Origin of the sequence: Amycolatopsis sp. Poz14, from assembly GCF_006704225.1 — a bacterium.
Taxonomy (GTDB): Bacteria; Actinomycetota; Actinomycetes; order Mycobacteriales; family Pseudonocardiaceae; genus Amycolatopsis; species Amycolatopsis nivea.
The window spans coordinates 74,849-92,193 of sequence record NZ_JACLHD010000001.1; the positions used below are offsets into that span (position 1 = coordinate 74,849).

Here is a 17,345-nt window from a genome sequence, read left to right on the forward strand (position 1 = left end):
CCCTTTTAGAACGTTCGCGCGACCAGGTAGTCGGCGACCGACTCGCAAGCGTCGCGCGCAGGGGAAGCGGGCAGCGAGGCGAGCTCGGCACGTGCTCGGGAAGCGTAGTCGGAAAGGGTTTCACGCGCGCGTTCGAGGCCACTGGAACGGCGCAGCAGCTCGAGCGCCTCGGCCACCAGGTCGTCGTCGGTGATGGGGCCGGCGAGCAGCTCGACGAGCCGCGGGTCGGTGCCCGGATCGGCCAGCGCGTACAGCATCGGCAGCGTGCGAACGCCTTCCCGCAGGTCAGTGCCCTGCGCCTTGCCCAGCTCGACCGAGGGCGACGCGATGTCGATGACGTCGTCGGAGATCTGGAAGGCCGCGCCGATGATGTCGCCGAAGCGGCGCAGCGCCTGGATGTGCTCCTCGGCCGCACCGGACATCATGCCGCCGAAGCGCCCGGACGTCGCGATCAGCGAACCGGTCTTCTGCGCGATGACGGTGAGGTAATGCTCGACCGGATCGTCGCCAGGGCCGGGACCGACCGTCTCCCGCATCTGCCCGCTGACCAGCTCGCCGAACGTCTCGGCGATGATCCGCGCGGCGTCCGTGCCGAGGTCGGCGACGAGCCGGGAGGCGTGCGCGAAGAGGTAGTCACCGGTGAGGATCGCGACCGTGTTGTCCCAGCGCGAGTTGACGCTCTCCGCGCCGCGCCGCATGGTCGCCTCGTCCATGACGTCGTCGTGATACAACGTCGCGAGGTGCACCAACTCGACCGCGGCAGCAGCGATCAGCACCTGCTCGCCCTGCTTCGGCCCGAACTGCGCCGACAGCAGCGTGAACAGCGGACGAAAACGTTTGCCCCCCGCCTCGACCAGGTGCAACGCCGCGTCGTGCACAGCGGGCACGTCACTCTTCACGACTTCCCGCAGCATCGTCTCGACGTCCGCCAGCCCGCCCGCGATGGCCCGCAGCAACGGCTCGTCCTGGATCTGCAGCCCGACGGTCGCGCGCAGGTCCTCTACAGCGCCATCCCGGGCCGCCCCCGGAGGTGGTGAAGACACAGACACGTCGGCTCCGCTCTCTCATGGCGCTCTTCGCCAGTCGGTTACCCCCTTCAGGGTAGTGGTTGCCCCGCGGCCTGCCTTTACCCGCTGTCCTGCGGAAACGGTGACGAACGCGACACTGCCGCCCCTGATGCCCGCCACGCCACGAACGGGTTGATCCGCGATCCCGGACGGGTGATCGCCGCCCGAGGACGCAACGGGCGATTCGGACCTGCGGATAGTCGGGAGAGGGAGCAACACAGCCGAGGAGACCCGACATGATCATCAAGCGCACCGCACTGGCCGGAGCAGCCCTGGCCACCGCCGGCTTGCTCGCCACCGCCGGCACCGCCGTCGCGGACAGCCCGGCCGGAATCGCCGACATCGGCAACGCGAACTTCACGAAGTCCGGAACCACCATCTCCATCCCGACGCAAGCCCCGTGCGCTGTAGAAGGCCCGACAAGCGCCTCCGCAGCAGCGGTGTCGCAACCAGGCGTCCGCTTCGGCGGCGGCACGTCCTCCTGCACAACGGAGGTCACCGACCCGGCGAACGACGTCACCACCACCACGTCGACGGCGACCGGAAACAACTTCGAACTGTCCGCCCTGGTGAGCTCCGGCGGCAAACGAATCCGCATCTCGTCGTACACGGTGACCTGCAAGGCAACCCAAAGCGGCACGAACGCGAACTGGACCCTGAGCGGCCTGACCGGAATCAGCGGCCTGCCCTCGCCACTCCCCGCGAACTACACGAAGCCGCTGACGAAATCGGACGGCACGCTGCTGGCGAACGCAGTCTTCAACATCCAAACGCTGCCCGGCGACGGAAGCATGACCCTGACCATGCTGCGCATCGACTTCGCCCCCGCCTCGGGCGCCTCGGGATCGGTCACCGTCGGCCACACCGCCTGCGCTCCCACTCCCTGAAGCGAATGAGGGGAACCCTCACGGAACCAGATTCCCCCAGGGTTCCCCTCACGCCCCACAACCCGGACCCCCGCACCGCACCGCACCGCCCGCACCGCGATGCACCCAATGTGGCATTCGGTGCATCCCACGCACCCAATGCCACATTGGGGCGCTAACCCCACCACGGTGCAGCGAGCGAAAGAGGCTCCGCCGCCGCACCCACGCACGCTCCGCGTGCGAACCCCCGCGCGCGCCACCACAAACCGCAGCCAACGCACCCAGCCCCGCCTTGGGACGCAAGCCGCCCCACCCCAAACCTCAGCCAACGCCACATCGGGACGCAAGCCACCCCACCCCAAACCGCAGCCAACGCACCCAACCCCACACCGGGACGCAAGCCGCCGCACCACAAACCGCAGCAGATGCACCCAAAGCAAGGCACCCACACCTCCCCCACCCCCGATACGACGCCAAAAACACGGCGCGGGGGTGCTTGTCAAGGCATCTTTCCCGCCTTGACAAGCACCCCCGCGCCGTAGTGACAATCAAAAATCGGGGTGCCAAGCCTCACCGCCGGGCGCAATGTCGCCGCCAGGCGACGAGCCGCCCAACCCAGCCCTAAGAAGCAAACCCTCCAGCCCCAGCCCAGTCCAACGCAAAGGCCGGAAGAACCCCAAGCACCAACGTAACCACAACACCCAACGCAATAGCCGCAGTAGTAAACCCACCCGGCACAGTCACCGTAGGCCCATCAGCAGCAGGCTCGGAGAAATACATCAAAACAATAACCCGCAAATAGAAGAACGCAGCCACCGCACTAAACACCAGCGCGACAACCACCAACGGCGCCATCCCATCCGACAACGCCGCCGAGAACACCACGAACTTCCCGACAAACCCACTAGTCAACGGAATCCCAGCCAACGCCAGCAAGAGGAACGTAAACACCCCAGCCAACAACGGCGACCGCTTAGCCAACCCAGCCCAAGCGGAGAGATGCGTAGCCTCCCCACTGGAATCCCGAACCAGCGAAACAACCCCAAACGCAGCCAACGTAGTAAACCCATACGCCAGCAGATAGAACAACGTGCTGGACAACCCGTCCTCAGTCATCGCAATAGCACCGACAAGCAAGAACCCAGCATGCGCCACCGACGAGTAAGCGATCATCCGCTTAACATCCGTCTGCGTCAGCCCGAGAATCGCCCCGAGCGCCATCGAAATAATGGCTACCGCCCACATAACTCCGCGCCATTCCCAGCTAGTCGAGGAAAACCCGACACTGAGCACGCGCAGGATGGCACCAAACGCAGCAACCTTCGTGCAAGCAGCCATAAACCCGGTAACCGGCGTAGGCGCACCCTGGTAGACGTCCGGCGTCCACGTGTGGAACGGCCCGACAGAACCCTTGAACAACAGGCCCACCACAAGCAAGCCAAGACCAGCGAACAACAACGTGTCCGACCGATCCGACCCAGCAGCCGCGTGCGCGATGTCAGCCAGCTTCACCGAGTCCGCGTACCCGTACAGCAACGCCAGCCCGTAAAGGAAGAACGCCGACGAGAACGCCCCCAGCAGGAAGTACTTGACCGCCGCTTCCTGCGAGATCAACCGACGTCGCCGGGCGAGCCCGCACATCAGGTACAGCGGCAGCGAAAGCACTTCCAACGCGATGAACATCGTCAGCAGATCATTGGCCGCGCAGAACGTCATCATCCCGCCGAGCGCGAAGAGCGTCAGCGGAAAGACCTCGGTCTGCGACGTCGTAGCCGACTGCGCGCGGTCCTGGACCGTACCGGGCCGGATCGCCGCCTGAGCCACGAACGCGCCGCCCGCCTCGACCTTCCGGTCCGCGATCAGGAAGACCGCGCCGAGGCCGAGCAGCAGCAGCGTGCCCCACAGGAACAGCGACGGCCGGTCCACCGAGATCGAGCCGGAGAACGTCGTCGTACCGGCCTTCGAGGAGGAAGAACCGGTCGCGTACAGGATCAGCGAAACCCCCGCGGCGAGGATCGCGACGAGGGAGATCGTCACCTGGATCCCCCACCGCGTGGCCTTCGGCGCGAACGCTTCCACCAGCACGCCGATGCACGCGACGCCGAAGACGATCAGCATCGGCAGCACGGCCGCGTAATCGACCGAAGGCACTTCCAGCGGCGCTGCCGGCGCTTGCGCCAGGAACATGTCGAGCACGGTTTACTTGCCTCCCTGCACGGCAGACAGCGTCGCCTGCACCGACGGGGTGATCGTGTCGAGCATCGGCTTGGGATAGAAGCCCAGTCCGATGATCAGGATGACCAGGGGCGCGAGGATCGCGATCTCGCGTTTGCCCAGGTCGGTAATGGCTTTGCGAGCGCCGAGTTCCGGCGCGATCGCGGTGCCCGGTCCCCCGCCGACGCCCACGAGAGCGTCGCCGCGGACCGGGCCTTGCATGATCCGCTGGTACAGCCACAGCACGTACGCCGCGGCGAGCACCATGCCCACGGTCGCGAGGATCGTGTACACCGGCTGGTCCACAAAGGACCCCAGCAGCACGAGGAACTCGCTGACGAACGAGTTGGTTCCCGGCAGCGACAGCGCGGAAAGACCGGCCAGCAACAGCATTCCGCCGAGCAGCGGGGTCACCTTCGCCATGCCGCCGTAGTCCGAGATCCGGCTCGACCCGCCGCGCATCACGATCAGGCCAATGACCACGATCAGCATCCCGGTCGACAGGCTGTGGTTCAGCATGTACGACACCGAGCCGACCATCGCCTGCTCGTTGAAGGTGAAGATGCCTAGCGCGATGAACCCGAAGTGGGCGATCGACACGTAGGCGATGAACCGCTTCATGTCGCGCTGTCCCGCCGCGAGGATCGAGCCGTACAGCACGCCGATCACCGACAGGATCAGCACCAGCGGCGCGAGCGCCTTGCTGCCCTCGGGGAACATCGGCAGGCAGTACCGCAGGAACCCGAACGTGCCGACCTTGTCCAGCACGCCGACGAGCAGCACCGCGACGCCGATCGGGGCCTGGCCGGCGGCGTCCGGCAGCCAGGTGTGGAACGGGACCAGCGGGGCCTTGATCGCGAACGCGAGGAAGAAGCCGAGGAACAGCCAGATCTGCGTGCCGGTCGGCGCGTCGCGCACCACCGTCACCAGCGTGGCCCAGTCGAACGTGCCCTTGCCGAGCTTGTCCGAGGCCAGCGAGTACGCCCCGATCGCCGAGGCCAGCATGATCAGGCCGCCGAGGAACGAGTACAGGAAGAACTTCACCGCCGCGTACTGCCGGTTCGCGCCGCCGTAGCCGCCGATCAGGAAGTACATCGGGATCAGCATGATCTCGAACAGCACGTAGAAGAGGAACACGTCGGTCGCCGCGAAGACGCCGATCGTGATCGCCTCCTGCAGCAGGATCAGCGACAGGAACCCGCCCGCGCTGCGGCCCGCGGGCAGTTTGTCGGTGAGCCCGAGCGCGCCGACGACGATCGGCACCAGGAGCGCGATCACCGCGATCATGATGAGCGAGATGCCGTCGGTGCCGAACGAGATGTGGATGCCGAAGTTCGGGATCCAGTCCATCGTGGTGGCCTGCTGGATGCGCTCGCCCGAGGGCGAGTAGCTCGCCCAGAACGGGATGATCAGCAGGAACTCCACAATGGACACGGCGAGCGCCGTGGCGACCGCGGCCCGGTCGTTCCCCTTGAGGAACGCCAGCACCAGCGAGCCGGCCAGCGGCAGCAGGATGAGCGCCAGAAGCCAAGTCATGTCAGGAGAACCTCACCAGCAGAAGGGCCGCGAGAAGCAGGAACGTGCCGCCGAGCATGGACAGTGCGTACGAGCGCACGAATCCGGTCTGCGTCCGGCGCAGCCGCCCGGACCCGCCGCCGAGTGCCGCGGCGAGGCCGTTCACCGCACCGTCGACGCCGCGGTTGTCCACGTACACCAGCGCCCGCGCCAGCCAGGTGCCCGGACGGGCGACCAGGGTTTCGTTGAGCGCGTTGCCGTACAGGTCCTTGCGCGCCGCGCGGACCGGCCAGGACACCCGCTCGGGCTTCTCGAGCGGAACGTCGCGCGACGGGCGGAACAGCCAGACCGCCAGCAGCACGCCGAGCGCGGCCAGCACCAGCGTCGCCGCCGGGACCGTCCACGACGGGATCGGGGTGTGCTCGGCCTCCTCGAACTTGCCGACCACCGGGGCCAGCCAGTCGACGAACCGGTCGCCGATCGCGAAGAACGCGCCCGCACCGACCGAACCGACCGCCAGGATCGCCATCGGGATCCACATGACCGGCTTGGACTCGTGCGGGTGGAAGTCGCGTCCGTCCGAGGACTTGATGTCCTTCCAGCGTTCCTTGCCGAAGAAGGTCATCATCATCAGCCGCGTCATGTAGAACGCGGTGAGCCCGGCGCCGATCACCGTCGCGAGGCCGAAAGCCCAGCCGCGCCAGCCTTCCTGGCCGAACGCCGCCTCGATGATCGCGTCCTTCGTGTAGTACCCGGTGAGGAACGGGAAGCCGATGATCGCCAGATAGCCGAGGCCGAAAGTGACGAAGGTGATCGGCATCCGCTTGGCGAGGCCGCCGAACTTGCGCATGTCGACCTCGTCGTTCATGCCGTGCATGACCGAACCGGCCCCGAGGAACAGCCCGGCCTTGAAGAAGCCGTGCGCCACCAGGTGCATGATGCCGAGCGCGTAAATGCCCGGCCCGAGGCCGACCGCCAGCATCATGTAGCCGATCTGGCTGACCGTCGAGTACGCGAGCACCTTCTTGATGTCGTCGTAGGCACAGCCGACGACGCACCCGAGCAGCAGCGTGACCGCACCGACCAGGGTGACGACCAGCCGTCCGTCCGGCGTCGCGGTGAAGATGACGTTGGAGCGGGCCACCAGGTACACGCCCGCGGTGACCATCGTCGCCGCGTGGATGAGCGCCGACACCGGGGTCGGGCCCTCCATCGCGTCCGGCAGCCAGGCCTGCAGCGGGAACTGGCCCGACTTACCGCAGGCGCCCAGCAGCAGCAGGATCGCGATGGCGGTGATCGCACCCGGCGGGATCTTGCCCTGTGCGACGCCCTCGAAGACCTGCGCGTAGCCGGTCGACCCGACGTACTTGAACATCAGGAAGATCGCCAGCGCGAGCCCGACGTCGCCGACGCGGTTCATCAGGAACGCCTTCTTCGCCGCGGTCGCCGCGGACGGGCGGTTCTGATACCAGCCGATCAGCAGGTACGAGGCGAGACCCACGCCCTCCCAGCCGAGGTACAGCGTCACGAAGCTGTTGCCCAGCACCAGGATCAGCATCGAGGCGACGAACAGGTTCAGGTACGCGAAGAAGCGGTACCGGCCCTCGTCGTCGGCCATGTAGCCGATCGAATAGAAGTGGATCAGCATGCCGACGCCGGTGATCAGCAGCACGAACGTCAGCGACAGCGCGTCGATGCGCAGCCCGAAGTCCACTTGCAGCTGGGTCACCGGGATCCAGGAGTAGACCTTGGTGTCGGTGACCGAGCCGCTGTCGGTGGAGAAGAACAGGATCACGGCGTACACGAAGGCGAGCGTGACGGTGGCACAGCCGAGCAGGTGCCCCCACGCTTTCGCGCGTTTGCCGGATAGGAGCAGGACGAGGGCGCCGAGGGCGGGAAGGGCCACCAGCAGCCACGATGATGCGGTCACTCGGTCGTCTCCCTCAGTACTTCAGCAGGTTCGTGTCGTCGACCGAGGCCGAGCGGCGGGTGCGGAAGATCGCCATGATGATCGCCAGCCCCACCACGACTTCGGCGGCCGCGACCACCATCACGAAGAACGCCATCACCTGGCCGTGCAGCCCGCCGTTGATGCGGGCGAAGGTGACCAGGGTCAGGTTCACCGCGTTCAGCATCAGCTCGATGCACATGAACACGACGATCGCGTTGCGGCGGACCAGCACGCCCACCGCGCCGATGCAGAACAGCAGCGCGGACAGCAGCAGGTAATAGCTCGGGGTCACTTTCCTTCCCCTTCTTCTTCCTCGGCGGGCTCGGCCTTGCCGACGCCGCCGACCAGTGCGTGCGCGTCGGGCTTGGGGCCCTCGTCCGCGATGAGCTTGCGCTCGCGCATGAGCCGGATCGCCGAGGTGGATTCGATGATCTCCGACAGCGACTCCGGCGCGACCGAACCGTCCGGCAGCAGCGCCGGGGTCGACACCGAACTTGCGGTGGCGAAGACGCCGGGTCCGGGCAGCGGCGACGGGCGGTCGTGCTCGCCGCGGAAGCGCAGCTTGACCAGTTCGCGCTGGGAGAGCTTGCTCTTGCCGCTGCGGCCGGTGAAGGCCAGCACCATCGCGCCGAGCGCGGCGGTGATCAGCAGCGCCGAGGTGAGCTCGAACGGGAACAGGTACTGGGTGAAGATCAGCCTGCCGAGACCGCCGGGGCCGCCGCCGGTCTGCTGGTACGGGTCGAGCGGCTTCGCCGGGGTCACGTTCACCATCGCGCGGAACACGCCCGCGGCGATCAAGGCGGCGAGCCCGATGCCGAGCACCCCGGCGGCGAGCCGTTGCCCGCGAAGGACTTCGACCACCGAGTCCGAGCTGTCCCGGCCGACCAGCATCAGCACGAACAGGAACAGCATCATGATCGCGCCGGTGTAGACGATGATCTGGGTGAACCCGAGGAACGGCGCGGACTGCGTCATGTACAGCGCGCCGAGCGTCAGCATCGTGAGCACCAGCCACAGCGCCGAGTGCACGGCGTTGCGGGAGAAGATCATCCCGAGCGCGCCCAGCAGCGAGAGCGGGCCGAGGATCCAGAACGCGATGGCCTCGCCGGTCGTCACGGACGCGTCGACGCCGGACGCCGGCGCCTGCGCGAGAAGGGCGGCGATCACTTCTTCGCCTCCTGCTGCTGCGCGTTCGCGGCCAGCTCGGGGCCGTTCACGTAGTAGTCCTGCTCGTTGTCGCCGAGCCGCATCGGGTGCGGCGGCTGCTCCATGCCCGGCAGCAGCGGGGCGAGCAGGTCTTCCTTGGTGTAGATGAGCCGCTGCCGGTCGTCGTCGGCCAGCTCGTAGAAGTTGGTCATGGTCAGCGACCGCGTCGGGCACGCCTCGATGCACAGGCCGCAGCCGATGCAGCGCAGGTAGTTGATCTGGTAGTCCGCGCCGTAACGCTCGCCGGGCGAGTACCGCGCCTCTTCGGTGTTGTTGCCGCCCTCGACGAAGATCGCGTCCGCCGGGCACGCCCACGCGCACAGCTCGCAGCCGACGCACTTCTCCAGCCCGTCCGGATGCCGGTTGAGCTGGTGGCGGCCGTGGTAGCGGGGCGCGGCCGGGGCACCTGCCTCGGGGTACTCCTCGGTCGCGACCTTCTTGAACATCATCCCGAAGGTGACGCCGAATCCCTTGATGGGATTGAGGAAGTCAGTTGCCGCCATCTTCTGTTCCTTCCTGTGCGGCCGCCGCGGTGACGCCGGCCGGCTTGCGCCGCGCGGCCTTCGCCTCCGCCTTGGCCAGCGCCTTCTGCCGCGGCGTCGCGTCCGGGACCCGCAGGTCGAGCGGCGGCAGCGGGTAGCCGCTTCCGGCCAGGTCCACGTAATCCGATTCGGGCAGCTTCTTGTCCGGCAGCGCGAGGCTCAGCAGCACGAGCACCACCAGCACGATGCCGACGCCGACGAGGATCTGCGGCCAGCTCCACTGGACCGTCTTGATCGCGACCACGACCACGATCCACACCAGGTTGACCGGGACCAGGACCTTCCAGCCCAGCCGCATGAACTGGTCGTAGCGCAGCCGCGGCAGCGTGCCGCGCAGCCAGATGAAGCCGAACAGCAGGATGAACGTCTTGGCGAAGAACCAGAGGACCGGCCACCAGTTCTGGTTCAGCGCCGAATCGTCGCCGACGAACGGGAACCGCCAGCCGCCGAGGAACAGCGTGGTGCAGAACGCGGAGACGATCACCATGTTGACGTACTCGGCGAGGAAGAACATCGCGAACTTCATCGAGCTGTACTCGGTGTGGAAGCCGCCGACCAGCTCGGATTCGGCCTCCGGGAGGTCGAACGGCGCGCGGTTCGTCTCGCCGACCATCGAGATCACGTAGATCACGAAGCTCGGGATGAGCATGTAGAAGTACCAGCCGTGCGACTGCGCCTGCACGATTTCCGACGTCTGCAGCGAACCGGAGTACAGGATCACCGCGACGATCGAGAGGCCCATCGCGATCTCGTAGGAGATCACCTGCGCCGCCGAGCGCATGCCGCCGAACAGCGGGTACGGCGAACCGGAAGCCCAGCCCGCCAGCACGATGCCGTACACGCCGACCGACGAGCAGGCGAGGATCACCAGCACGCCGACTGGCAGGTCCATCAGCTGCAGCACCGTCCGGTGCCCGAAGATCGAGACGACCGGGCCGAACGGGATGGCCGACAGCGCGATCAGCGCGGGGACCGCGGACAGCACCGGCGCGAGGAAGTACACCTTGCGGTCGGCGGTGTCCGGGATGATCTGCTCCTTGAACGGGAGCTTGATCGCGTCGGCGAGCGACTGCAGGTAGCCGCCGGGGCCGACCCGGTTGGGGCCGGGCCGGTTCTGCATCCGGCCGATCGCCTTGCGCTCCCACACGATCAGGAAGATCGTCAGGACCGGCCCGATCAACAGGACCACGACCGCCTTGATCAGGACGAGCCACCACGGGTCGTCGGCGATGAGCCGAGCCCGTTCCGCGGCGTCCGGGTACGCGGCGAGGAACTGCGTGAGCTGCGGGCTCACTGGTCACCTCCGGAGATCTGCACGAGCGCGCCGTGTCCGGCGGCGAGTGCGGCGCGGACGGCCGAGCCGTCGGAGTTGCCGGGCAGCCACACGACGCCGTCCGGCAGGTCGGCGACCTCGACCGGCAGGGTGATCGACCCGCGCTCGTTCGACACCCGGACCGTTCCGCCCAGGCCCTCGGCGGTCTTCGCCGAAAGCCGGGCGACCGGCGGCCGCTGGGTGCCCTTGAGGTGCGGTTCGTCGTCCTGCAGCGAGCCGTTGTCGATCAGCTGCCGCCAGGTGGCGAGCACTGCCTTGCCGTTCGGGACCGGGGCCGCCGCGGCGGCGACCGACGGCGCGGGCGCCGAGGCGGCGACCGGCGCGAGCTTCGCGAAGTCGCCCGCGGCGGCGGCCGGGGTCTGGGTGAACAGGTCGGCGTCCATTTCGACGGCCAGGGTGTCGAGCACCCGGCCGTCGGAAAGGGAACCGGTGCCCTCCAGCGTGGTGTCGAAGTCGCGGCGGCGGCCCTCCCAGTTGAGGTAGCTGCCGGACTTCTCGACCGCCGGGGCGATCGGCAGGACCACGTCGGCCCGTTCGGTGACCTCGCTCGCCCGCAGTTCCAGGCTGACCACGAACCCGGCGTTGTCGAGCGCGCGGCGGGCCAGGTCCGGGTCGGGCAGGTCGTTCGGGTCGACGCCGCCGACCACCAGCGCGTCCAGCTGTCCGCCGGAAGCGGCCTGGAGGATGCCGGTGACGTCGCGGCCCGGTTCGGCCGGAAGCTCGGCGCCCCACTGCTTGCCGACCTCGGCGCGGGCCGCCTCGTCGGCGACCGAGCGGCCGCCCGGCAGAAGCGTGGGTACACAACCGGTTTCGAGCGCGCCCCGGTCGCCCGCGCGGCGCGGGATCCACGCCAGCCGGGCTCCGGTGCGGGCGGTCAGCCGCAGCAGCGCGGAGAACAGGCCGGGGATTTCCGCGGCCCGCTCGCCGACCAGGATCACCGCGCCCTCGCCGCTGAGCGCCGCGTCGACGTCGGCCGCGTGCTGCGCGATGCCGTCCACCGCGGCCGCTTCGCCGCCGGGGACGCAGGCCAGCAGTTCGCCGAAGGTCTTGCGCACCGAGGAGGTCGTCCACTGTCCCAAGTGGACGACGCGGGTGCGGTTCTTGCGGGCCGCCTTGCGCAGCCGCAGGAACACGATCGGCGCTTCGTCCTCGGGCTCGAACGCCACGCACAGCACCGTCTTGGCCCGTTCGATCTCGCCGAACGTCACGCCCGTTTCCGGCGTGGTGCCCACGACCGTCGACCCGAGGAACGCGAGCTCCTCGTCCGAATGCGCGCGGGTGCGGAAGTCGATGTCGTTGGTGCGCAAGGCGATCCGGGCGAACTTCGAGTACGCGTAGGCGTCCTCGACGGTCAGCCTGCCGCCGGTGAGCACCGCGCCGCCCTTGCCCTCGCGGGCCTTCAGCAAGCCTTCCGCGGCGGTCCGGAGCGCGTCGGTCCAGGACGCTTCCTCCAGCTCGCCGTCGGCGTTGCGGACGAGCGGACGGCGGATCCGGTCACCGGCCTGCACGTAGCGGAACGCGAACCGGCCCTTGTCGCACAGCCATTCCTCGTTCACCTCCGGGTCGTCGCCGGCCAGCTTGCGCTGGACCTTGCCGCGCCGGAAGTCGGTGCGCTCGGCGCAGCCGGACGAGCAGTGCTCGCACACGCTCGGCGAGGAGACGAGGTCGAACGGCCGCGACCGGAACCGGTACGCCGCGCTGGTGAGCGCGCCGACCGGGCAGATCTGGATCACGTTGCCGGAGAAGTAGCTCTGGAACGGTTCGCCGCCGGTGGTGCGCGAGGCGAGGTCCAGTACGTCGGCGGTTTCCGCGGTGCCGATCTGCTGGTGCGCGCCGCGTTCGAGCAGCGCGATGAACGGGTCGCCGGCGACCTGGTCGGAGAACCGGGTGCAGCGCTGGCACAGCACGCAGCGTTCCCGGTCGAGCAACACCTGCGACGAGATCGGCAGCGGCTTCGGGAACGTGCGCTTGGTGTCCACGAACCGCGATTCGGCGCGGCCGTGCGCGAGCGCCTGGTTCTGCAGCGGGCATTCGCCGCCTTTGTCGCAGATCGGGCAGTCGAGCGGGTGGTTGATGAGCAGCAGCTCCATCACGCCCTGCTGCGCCTTGTCCGCGACCGGCGAGGTGAGCTGCGTCTTCACCACCATGCCGTCGGCGACCGTCATCGTGCACGAGGCCTGCGGCTTCGGCATCGGACGGCCGCCCATTTCGACCTCGACCAGGCACTGGCGGCACGCGCCCGCCGGGTCGAGCAGCGGGTGGTCGCAGAAGCGAGGGATGCTGGTGCCGAGCCGTTCGGCGGTGCGGATCAGCAGCTCGCCCTTGGGCGCGATGACCTCTTCGCCGTCGATGGTCAGCTTGACGTAGCCCTCGGGGACCGGCGTTTCCGCCGTTTCGGGCTTGTCGGGGGCGATCGTCATGCCTGCGCTCCCACCAGTTCTCGCTTGTTGCTCTCACACAAGGCCAGGAACTCGTCCCGGAAGTACTTGATGCCGCTCTGGATCGGCGACACCGCGCCGTCGCCGAGCGCGCAGAACGAGCGGCCGAAGATGTTGTCGCACACGTCGAGGAGGGTGTCGATGTCCTCCTCGGTGCCGTGGCCCTCGACCATCCGCTCCAGGATCTGCGCCAGCCAGTACGTGCCCTCGCGGCACGGCGTGCATTTGCCGCAGGACTCGTGCTCGTAGAACTGCGTCCACTTCATGACCGCCCACGGCACCGAAACGGTCTCGTTGAAGACCTGCACCGCGGTGGTGCCGAGCATCGAACCGGCCTCGGCCGCGCCCTCGAAGTCGAGCGGGACGTCGAGGTGCTCGGCGGTGAACATCGGCGTCGACGAACCGCCGGGCGTCCAGAACTTGAGCGGGATGCCGTCCTTCATGCCGCCTGCCAGCTCCAGCAGCTCGCGCAGCGTGGTGCCGAGCGGGCACTCGTACTGGCCGGGCTTCTCGACGTGTCCGGAGATCGAGTAGATCTTCGGACCGGGCGACTTTTCGCGGCCCATCTCGCGGAACCAGGACGAACCGGCGTTGATGATGTACGACGCGGACGCGATGGTCTCGACGTTGTTCACCGTCGTCGGCGCGGCGTACAGACCGGCGGCCGCGGGGAACGGCGGCTTGAGCCGGGGCTGCCCGCGACGGCCTTCGAGCGAGTCCAGCAACGCGGTTTCCTCGCCGCAGATGTACGCGCCGGCCCCGGCGTGCACGGTCAGCTCGAGGTCCCAGCCGGTGCCGAAGATGTTCTTGCCGAGGTAGCCCTTCGCGTACGCCTCGCGCGCGGCCGCGTTGAGCCGGCGGATGCAGTGCAGCGCCTCGCCCCGGACGTAGATGAAGCAGTGGTGCGACCGCATCGCGTACGAGGCGATGATGCAGCCCTCGATCAGCGAATGCGGGTCCGCCATCATCAGCGGAATGTCCTTGCAGGTACCGGGTTCGCCCTCGTCGGCGTTGATCACCAGATAGTGCGGCTTGTCCTCGTTGGGCGGCATGAACGACCACTTCACGCCCGCCGGGAAGCCCGCGCCGCCGCGGCCGCGCAGACCGGAGTCCTTGACCACCTGCACGAGCTGCTCGGGCGTGGCGGCCAGCGCCTTGCGCGCCGCGGTGTAGCCCTCGAGCGCCTCGTACGTTTCGATGCGCCAGGATTCCGGGGACAGCCAGCGCTTCGTGAGGACCGGAGTGATGGGATCAGCCATTACTTCTTCTCCACTTCAGGAAGCGGAACATCCTGTGCACCGGGGGCGGACCAGCCGCGATCGGCTGCGATCTGCGCGCCGCGCAAGGTCTCGACCGCCTGCGACGGACCGTCCACGGCACTGCGGTACGCGGCCTCGTCCTCGGGCCAGAACCCGGCGAGCTGCCGCTCCGCGCCCTTGAAGTCGGTCAGCGCCGCACCGCGCGTCGGGGCGGGCTTTTTGCCTGCCTGCAACGCGTCCACGAGCGCGACCGCCTGCTCCGGCGTCTGGTTGTCGAAGTACTCGTAGTTCACCTGGATGACCGGACCGAGGTCGCAGGCGGCGAGACATTCCGCGTGCTCCAAGGTGATCGAGCCCTGTTCACCCGGCGTGCCCGCGGTTTCCTCGTGCCCCAGCGGCTTTTCCGCGGAACCGAGGTGCGTCTGGAGCTTCTTGTAGATGTCGTCGCCGCCGAGCGCCGCGCACAGCGTGTTGGTGCAGACGCTCACCAGGTGCTCGCCGCACGGGCGGCGCTTGTACATGGTGTAGAACGTCGCGACCGCGCTGACCTCGGCGTCGGTCAGGTCGAGATGCTGCGCGCAGAAGGCGATGCCTTCCTGGCTCACGTAGCCCTGCACCGACTGCACCAGGTGCAGCATCGGCAGCAGCGCCGAACGCGACATCGGGTAGCGGGCGATGATTTCCTTCGCCTCGCGGTGCGTGTCGGCGTCGAATACGTCCGCGGCCGGCGTGTCGGCGAGGATTCCCTCGGCGACGGACGGGTCGGGCGCGATCGCGGCGACGTCGGTGTCGGCTCCCGCGGCCGCGTACGTCTTCGTCGCGTCGTGCGGTCCCGGCTCCGGGACTGCGGTCGGGTTCGTCATCGGTCAACTCCCCCCAGAACCGGGTCGATCGAAGCGATCACGACGACGAGGTCGGCCACCAGGCCGCCTTCGGCCATCGCGGGCATCGCCTGCATGTTCACGAAACTCGGCTCCCGCAGGTGCACGCGCAGCGGGCGGGTGCCGCCGTCGGACACCAGGTGCGCGCCGATCTCGCCGCGCGGCGATTCGACCGGCGCGTAGACCTGGCCCGGCGGCACGTGGAAGCCCTCGGTGACGAGCTTGAAGTGGTGGATCAGGGATTCCATCGACTGGCCCATGATCTTCTTGACGTGGCCGAGCGAGTTGCCCATGCCGTCGCTGCCGATGGACAGCTGCGCGGGCCAGGCGATCTTCTTGTCCTCCACCATGACCGGGCCCGGCTCGGCCATCTTCGCGACCTGCTTCATGATCCGCAGGCTCTGGTGGATTTCCTCGAGCCGCAGCAGGTACCGCGCCCAGCTGTCCGCGTCGGTCGAGGTCGGCACGTCGAACTCGATCTCGTCGTAGCGCGAGTACGGCTCGGTCTTGCGCAGGTCCCACGGCAGGCCCGCGGCGCGCAGCACCGGACCGGTGATGCCGAGTTCGAGGCACGCGTCCAGCGGCAGCACGCCGACGTCCTTGAGCCGGTTCCGCCAGATCGGCTGACCGGTGAACATCTTGTCGTACAGCGGAAGCCGCTTGTCCATGAGCTTGCAGAAGTCGAGGACCTTTTCCGTCCAGTCCTCGGGGAAGTCCTGCGCGAGCCCGCCGGGACGGATGAACGCGTGGTTCATCCGCAGGCCGGTCAGGTACTCCAGCAGGTGCATGGCTTCTTCGCGCTCGCGGAAGCCGAGCGTCATCGCGGTGGTGGCGCCGAGGTCCATGCCGCCGGTCGCGATGAACACCAGGTGCGAGGTGATCCGGTTCAGCTCGAGGAGCAGCACGCGCAGCAGTTCCGCACGCGGCGGGGCCTTGATGCCCAGCAGTTTCTCGACGCCGAGGCAGTAGCACATCTCGTTGGACAGCGGGGCGAGGTAGTCCGCGCGGGTCACGAAGGTGACGCCCTGGGTCCAGTTGCGGAACTCCGCGCTTTTCTCGATGCCGGTGTGCAGGTAGCCGACGACCGCGCGCAGCTGCGTGACCGTCTCGCCTTCCAGCTCCAGCACGAGCCGGAGCACGCCGTGCGTCGACGGGTGCTGCGGGCCCATGTTGATGACCATGCGGTCGTCGTGCTGGGCGTCGCCGAGAACTTCGTCCCAGTCCCCGCCGGAGACGTGGTAGACGGGGCCTTCGGTGGTGTCCCGGACTTCCGCGTACTCGGCTTCCGTCGTTTCGTTGGTGCTGGTCACGAGTACGACCTCCGCTGGTCTGGCGGCGGGATTTCCGCGCCCTTGTATTCGACCGGGATCCCGCCGAGCGGGTAGTCCTTGCGCTGGGGGTGGCCGTCCCAGTCGTCCGGCATGAAGATGCGGGTGAGCCCGGGGTGGCCGTCGAAGACGATGCCGAACATGTCGTAGGCCTCGCGCTCGTGCCAGTCCGCCGTCGGGTAGACCGGGACGAGGGACGGGACGTGCAGGTTGTCCATGTCCATGGTGACTTCGAGCCGGATCCGGCGGCGGTAGGTCATCGACAGGAAGTCGTAGACCGTGTGCATCCGCTGCGGGACGTCCACGCCGTAGTCGACGCCGGTGACCGCCAGCAGCATCTCGAACCGCAGGCCCGGGTCGTTGCGCAGGACCTTCGCGATGTCGACGAGGTGCTCGCGGCTGACGTAGAAGGTGATCTCGCCGCGGTCCACAGTGGTCTGGAGGATCGCGGTCGGCGGGATCTTGTTGTCCGCCAAGGCGGCCATGAACTCGTCGGCGAACTCGTCGAACCAGCCGCCGTACGGGCGCTCCGCGGGCGGCGGGCTGTAGGCGGGCAGCCGCAGGCCGCCGTAACCGGAGGTGTCCCCGCTGCCGCGGACACCGAACATGCCCTTGCGCTCGCGTCCGGCGACGACCGGTTCGGCCGCGCCGGGGCCGTGCGCTTCGAGGCCTGCTTCGGGCCGCTCCGCGCTGGACTGCGGGCCGCCGGTTTCGGGAGTCTCTTCGGGGTTCTCAGGCACCGGTG

14 protein-coding genes are annotated in these 17,345 nt (G+C 68.2%); 1 reads left to right on the top strand and 13 read right to left on the bottom strand.

The features are described 5' to 3' along the window. Positions 1-5 precede the first annotated feature (5 nt). Positions 6-1,043 carry a polyprenyl synthetase family protein gene (locus FKO37_RS00425; protein WP_308196510.1) on the bottom strand — a complete coding sequence of 346 codons (1,038 nt, stop codon included), beginning with the start codon at positions 1,041-1,043 and terminating at the stop codon, positions 6-8. Between the two features lie 260 nt (positions 1,044-1,303). Here FKO37_RS00425 and FKO37_RS00430 point away from each other — a divergent pair, with 260 nt between their 5' ends. Next, entirely contained in the window at positions 1,304-1,954 is a 651-nt protein-coding gene (locus tag FKO37_RS00430) for a hypothetical protein (RefSeq protein ID WP_037816361.1), read from the top strand. A 600-nt stretch (positions 1,955-2,554) separates the two neighbouring features. Here FKO37_RS00430 and nuoN read toward each other — a convergent pair. From nuoN to FKO37_RS00490, 12 genes are read right to left on the bottom strand one after another with little or no spacing between them, the layout of a single operon-like run. Further along, positions 2,555-4,120: an NADH-quinone oxidoreductase subunit NuoN gene (gene nuoN / locus FKO37_RS00435; RefSeq protein WP_199818108.1), complete on the bottom strand. Its 1,566-nt coding sequence runs from the start codon at positions 4,118-4,120 to the stop codon at positions 2,555-2,557. A gap of 12 nt (positions 4,121-4,132) precedes the next feature. Continuing rightward, the gene (locus tag FKO37_RS00440; protein WP_238603449.1) at positions 4,133-5,683 is read right to left on the bottom strand and encodes an NADH-quinone oxidoreductase subunit M; all 1,551 of its coding nucleotides are present in this window, start codon (positions 5,681-5,683) and stop codon (positions 4,133-4,135) included. 1 nt (position 5,684) lies between these two features. Beyond that, positions 5,685-7,592, bottom strand: a complete 1,908-nt coding sequence (gene nuoL / locus FKO37_RS00445) for an NADH-quinone oxidoreductase subunit L (protein ID WP_134663695.1) — start codon at positions 7,590-7,592, stop codon at positions 5,685-5,687. Positions 7,593-7,605: 13 nt separating this feature from the next. After that, positions 7,606-7,905: an NADH-quinone oxidoreductase subunit NuoK gene (nuoK, locus tag FKO37_RS00450; protein ID WP_033291119.1), complete on the bottom strand. Its 300-nt coding sequence runs from the start codon at positions 7,903-7,905 to the stop codon at positions 7,606-7,608. After that, entirely contained in the window at positions 7,902-8,780 is an 879-nt protein-coding gene (locus FKO37_RS00455; protein WP_238603450.1) for an NADH-quinone oxidoreductase subunit J, read from the bottom strand. Before FKO37_RS00455 ends, nuoK begins: the two co-directional genes overlap by 4 nt. Next, positions 8,777-9,322 (bottom strand): NADH-quinone oxidoreductase subunit NuoI, encoded by a 546-nt coding sequence (gene nuoI / locus FKO37_RS00460; protein WP_037818891.1) that lies wholly within the window; start codon positions 9,320-9,322, stop codon positions 8,777-8,779. Before nuoI ends, FKO37_RS00455 begins: the two co-directional genes overlap by 4 nt. Then, a complete protein-coding gene (gene nuoH, locus FKO37_RS00465) occupies positions 9,309-10,655 on the bottom strand; it encodes an NADH-quinone oxidoreductase subunit NuoH (protein WP_037818889.1) in 1,347 nt (448 codons plus the stop codon). The genes nuoI and nuoH overlap by 14 nt, the downstream gene beginning before the upstream one ends. Then, entirely contained in the window at positions 10,652-13,114 is a 2,463-nt protein-coding gene (locus tag FKO37_RS00470) for an NADH-quinone oxidoreductase subunit G (protein ID WP_238603451.1), read from the bottom strand. Before FKO37_RS00470 ends, nuoH begins: the two co-directional genes overlap by 4 nt. Beyond that, positions 13,111-14,391 (bottom strand): NADH-quinone oxidoreductase subunit NuoF, encoded by a 1,281-nt coding sequence (gene nuoF / locus FKO37_RS00475; RefSeq protein WP_037818886.1) that lies wholly within the window; start codon positions 14,389-14,391, stop codon positions 13,111-13,113. The genes FKO37_RS00470 and nuoF overlap by 4 nt, the downstream gene beginning before the upstream one ends. Further along, positions 14,391-15,254 carry an NADH-quinone oxidoreductase subunit NuoE gene (nuoE, locus tag FKO37_RS00480; protein ID WP_043836118.1) on the bottom strand — a complete coding sequence of 288 codons (864 nt, stop codon included), beginning with the start codon at positions 15,252-15,254 and terminating at the stop codon, positions 14,391-14,393. Before nuoE ends, nuoF begins: the two co-directional genes overlap by 1 nt. After that, positions 15,251-16,582: an NADH-quinone oxidoreductase subunit D gene (locus FKO37_RS00485; RefSeq protein ID WP_037818884.1), complete on the bottom strand. Its 1,332-nt coding sequence runs from the start codon at positions 16,580-16,582 to the stop codon at positions 15,251-15,253. The genes nuoE and FKO37_RS00485 overlap by 4 nt, the downstream gene beginning before the upstream one ends. After that, positions 16,579-17,340 carry an NADH-quinone oxidoreductase subunit C gene (locus FKO37_RS00490; RefSeq protein ID WP_037818880.1) on the bottom strand — a complete coding sequence of 254 codons (762 nt, stop codon included), beginning with the start codon at positions 17,338-17,340 and terminating at the stop codon, positions 16,579-16,581. The genes FKO37_RS00485 and FKO37_RS00490 overlap by 4 nt, the downstream gene beginning before the upstream one ends. Positions 17,341-17,345: the final 5 nt, after the last annotated feature.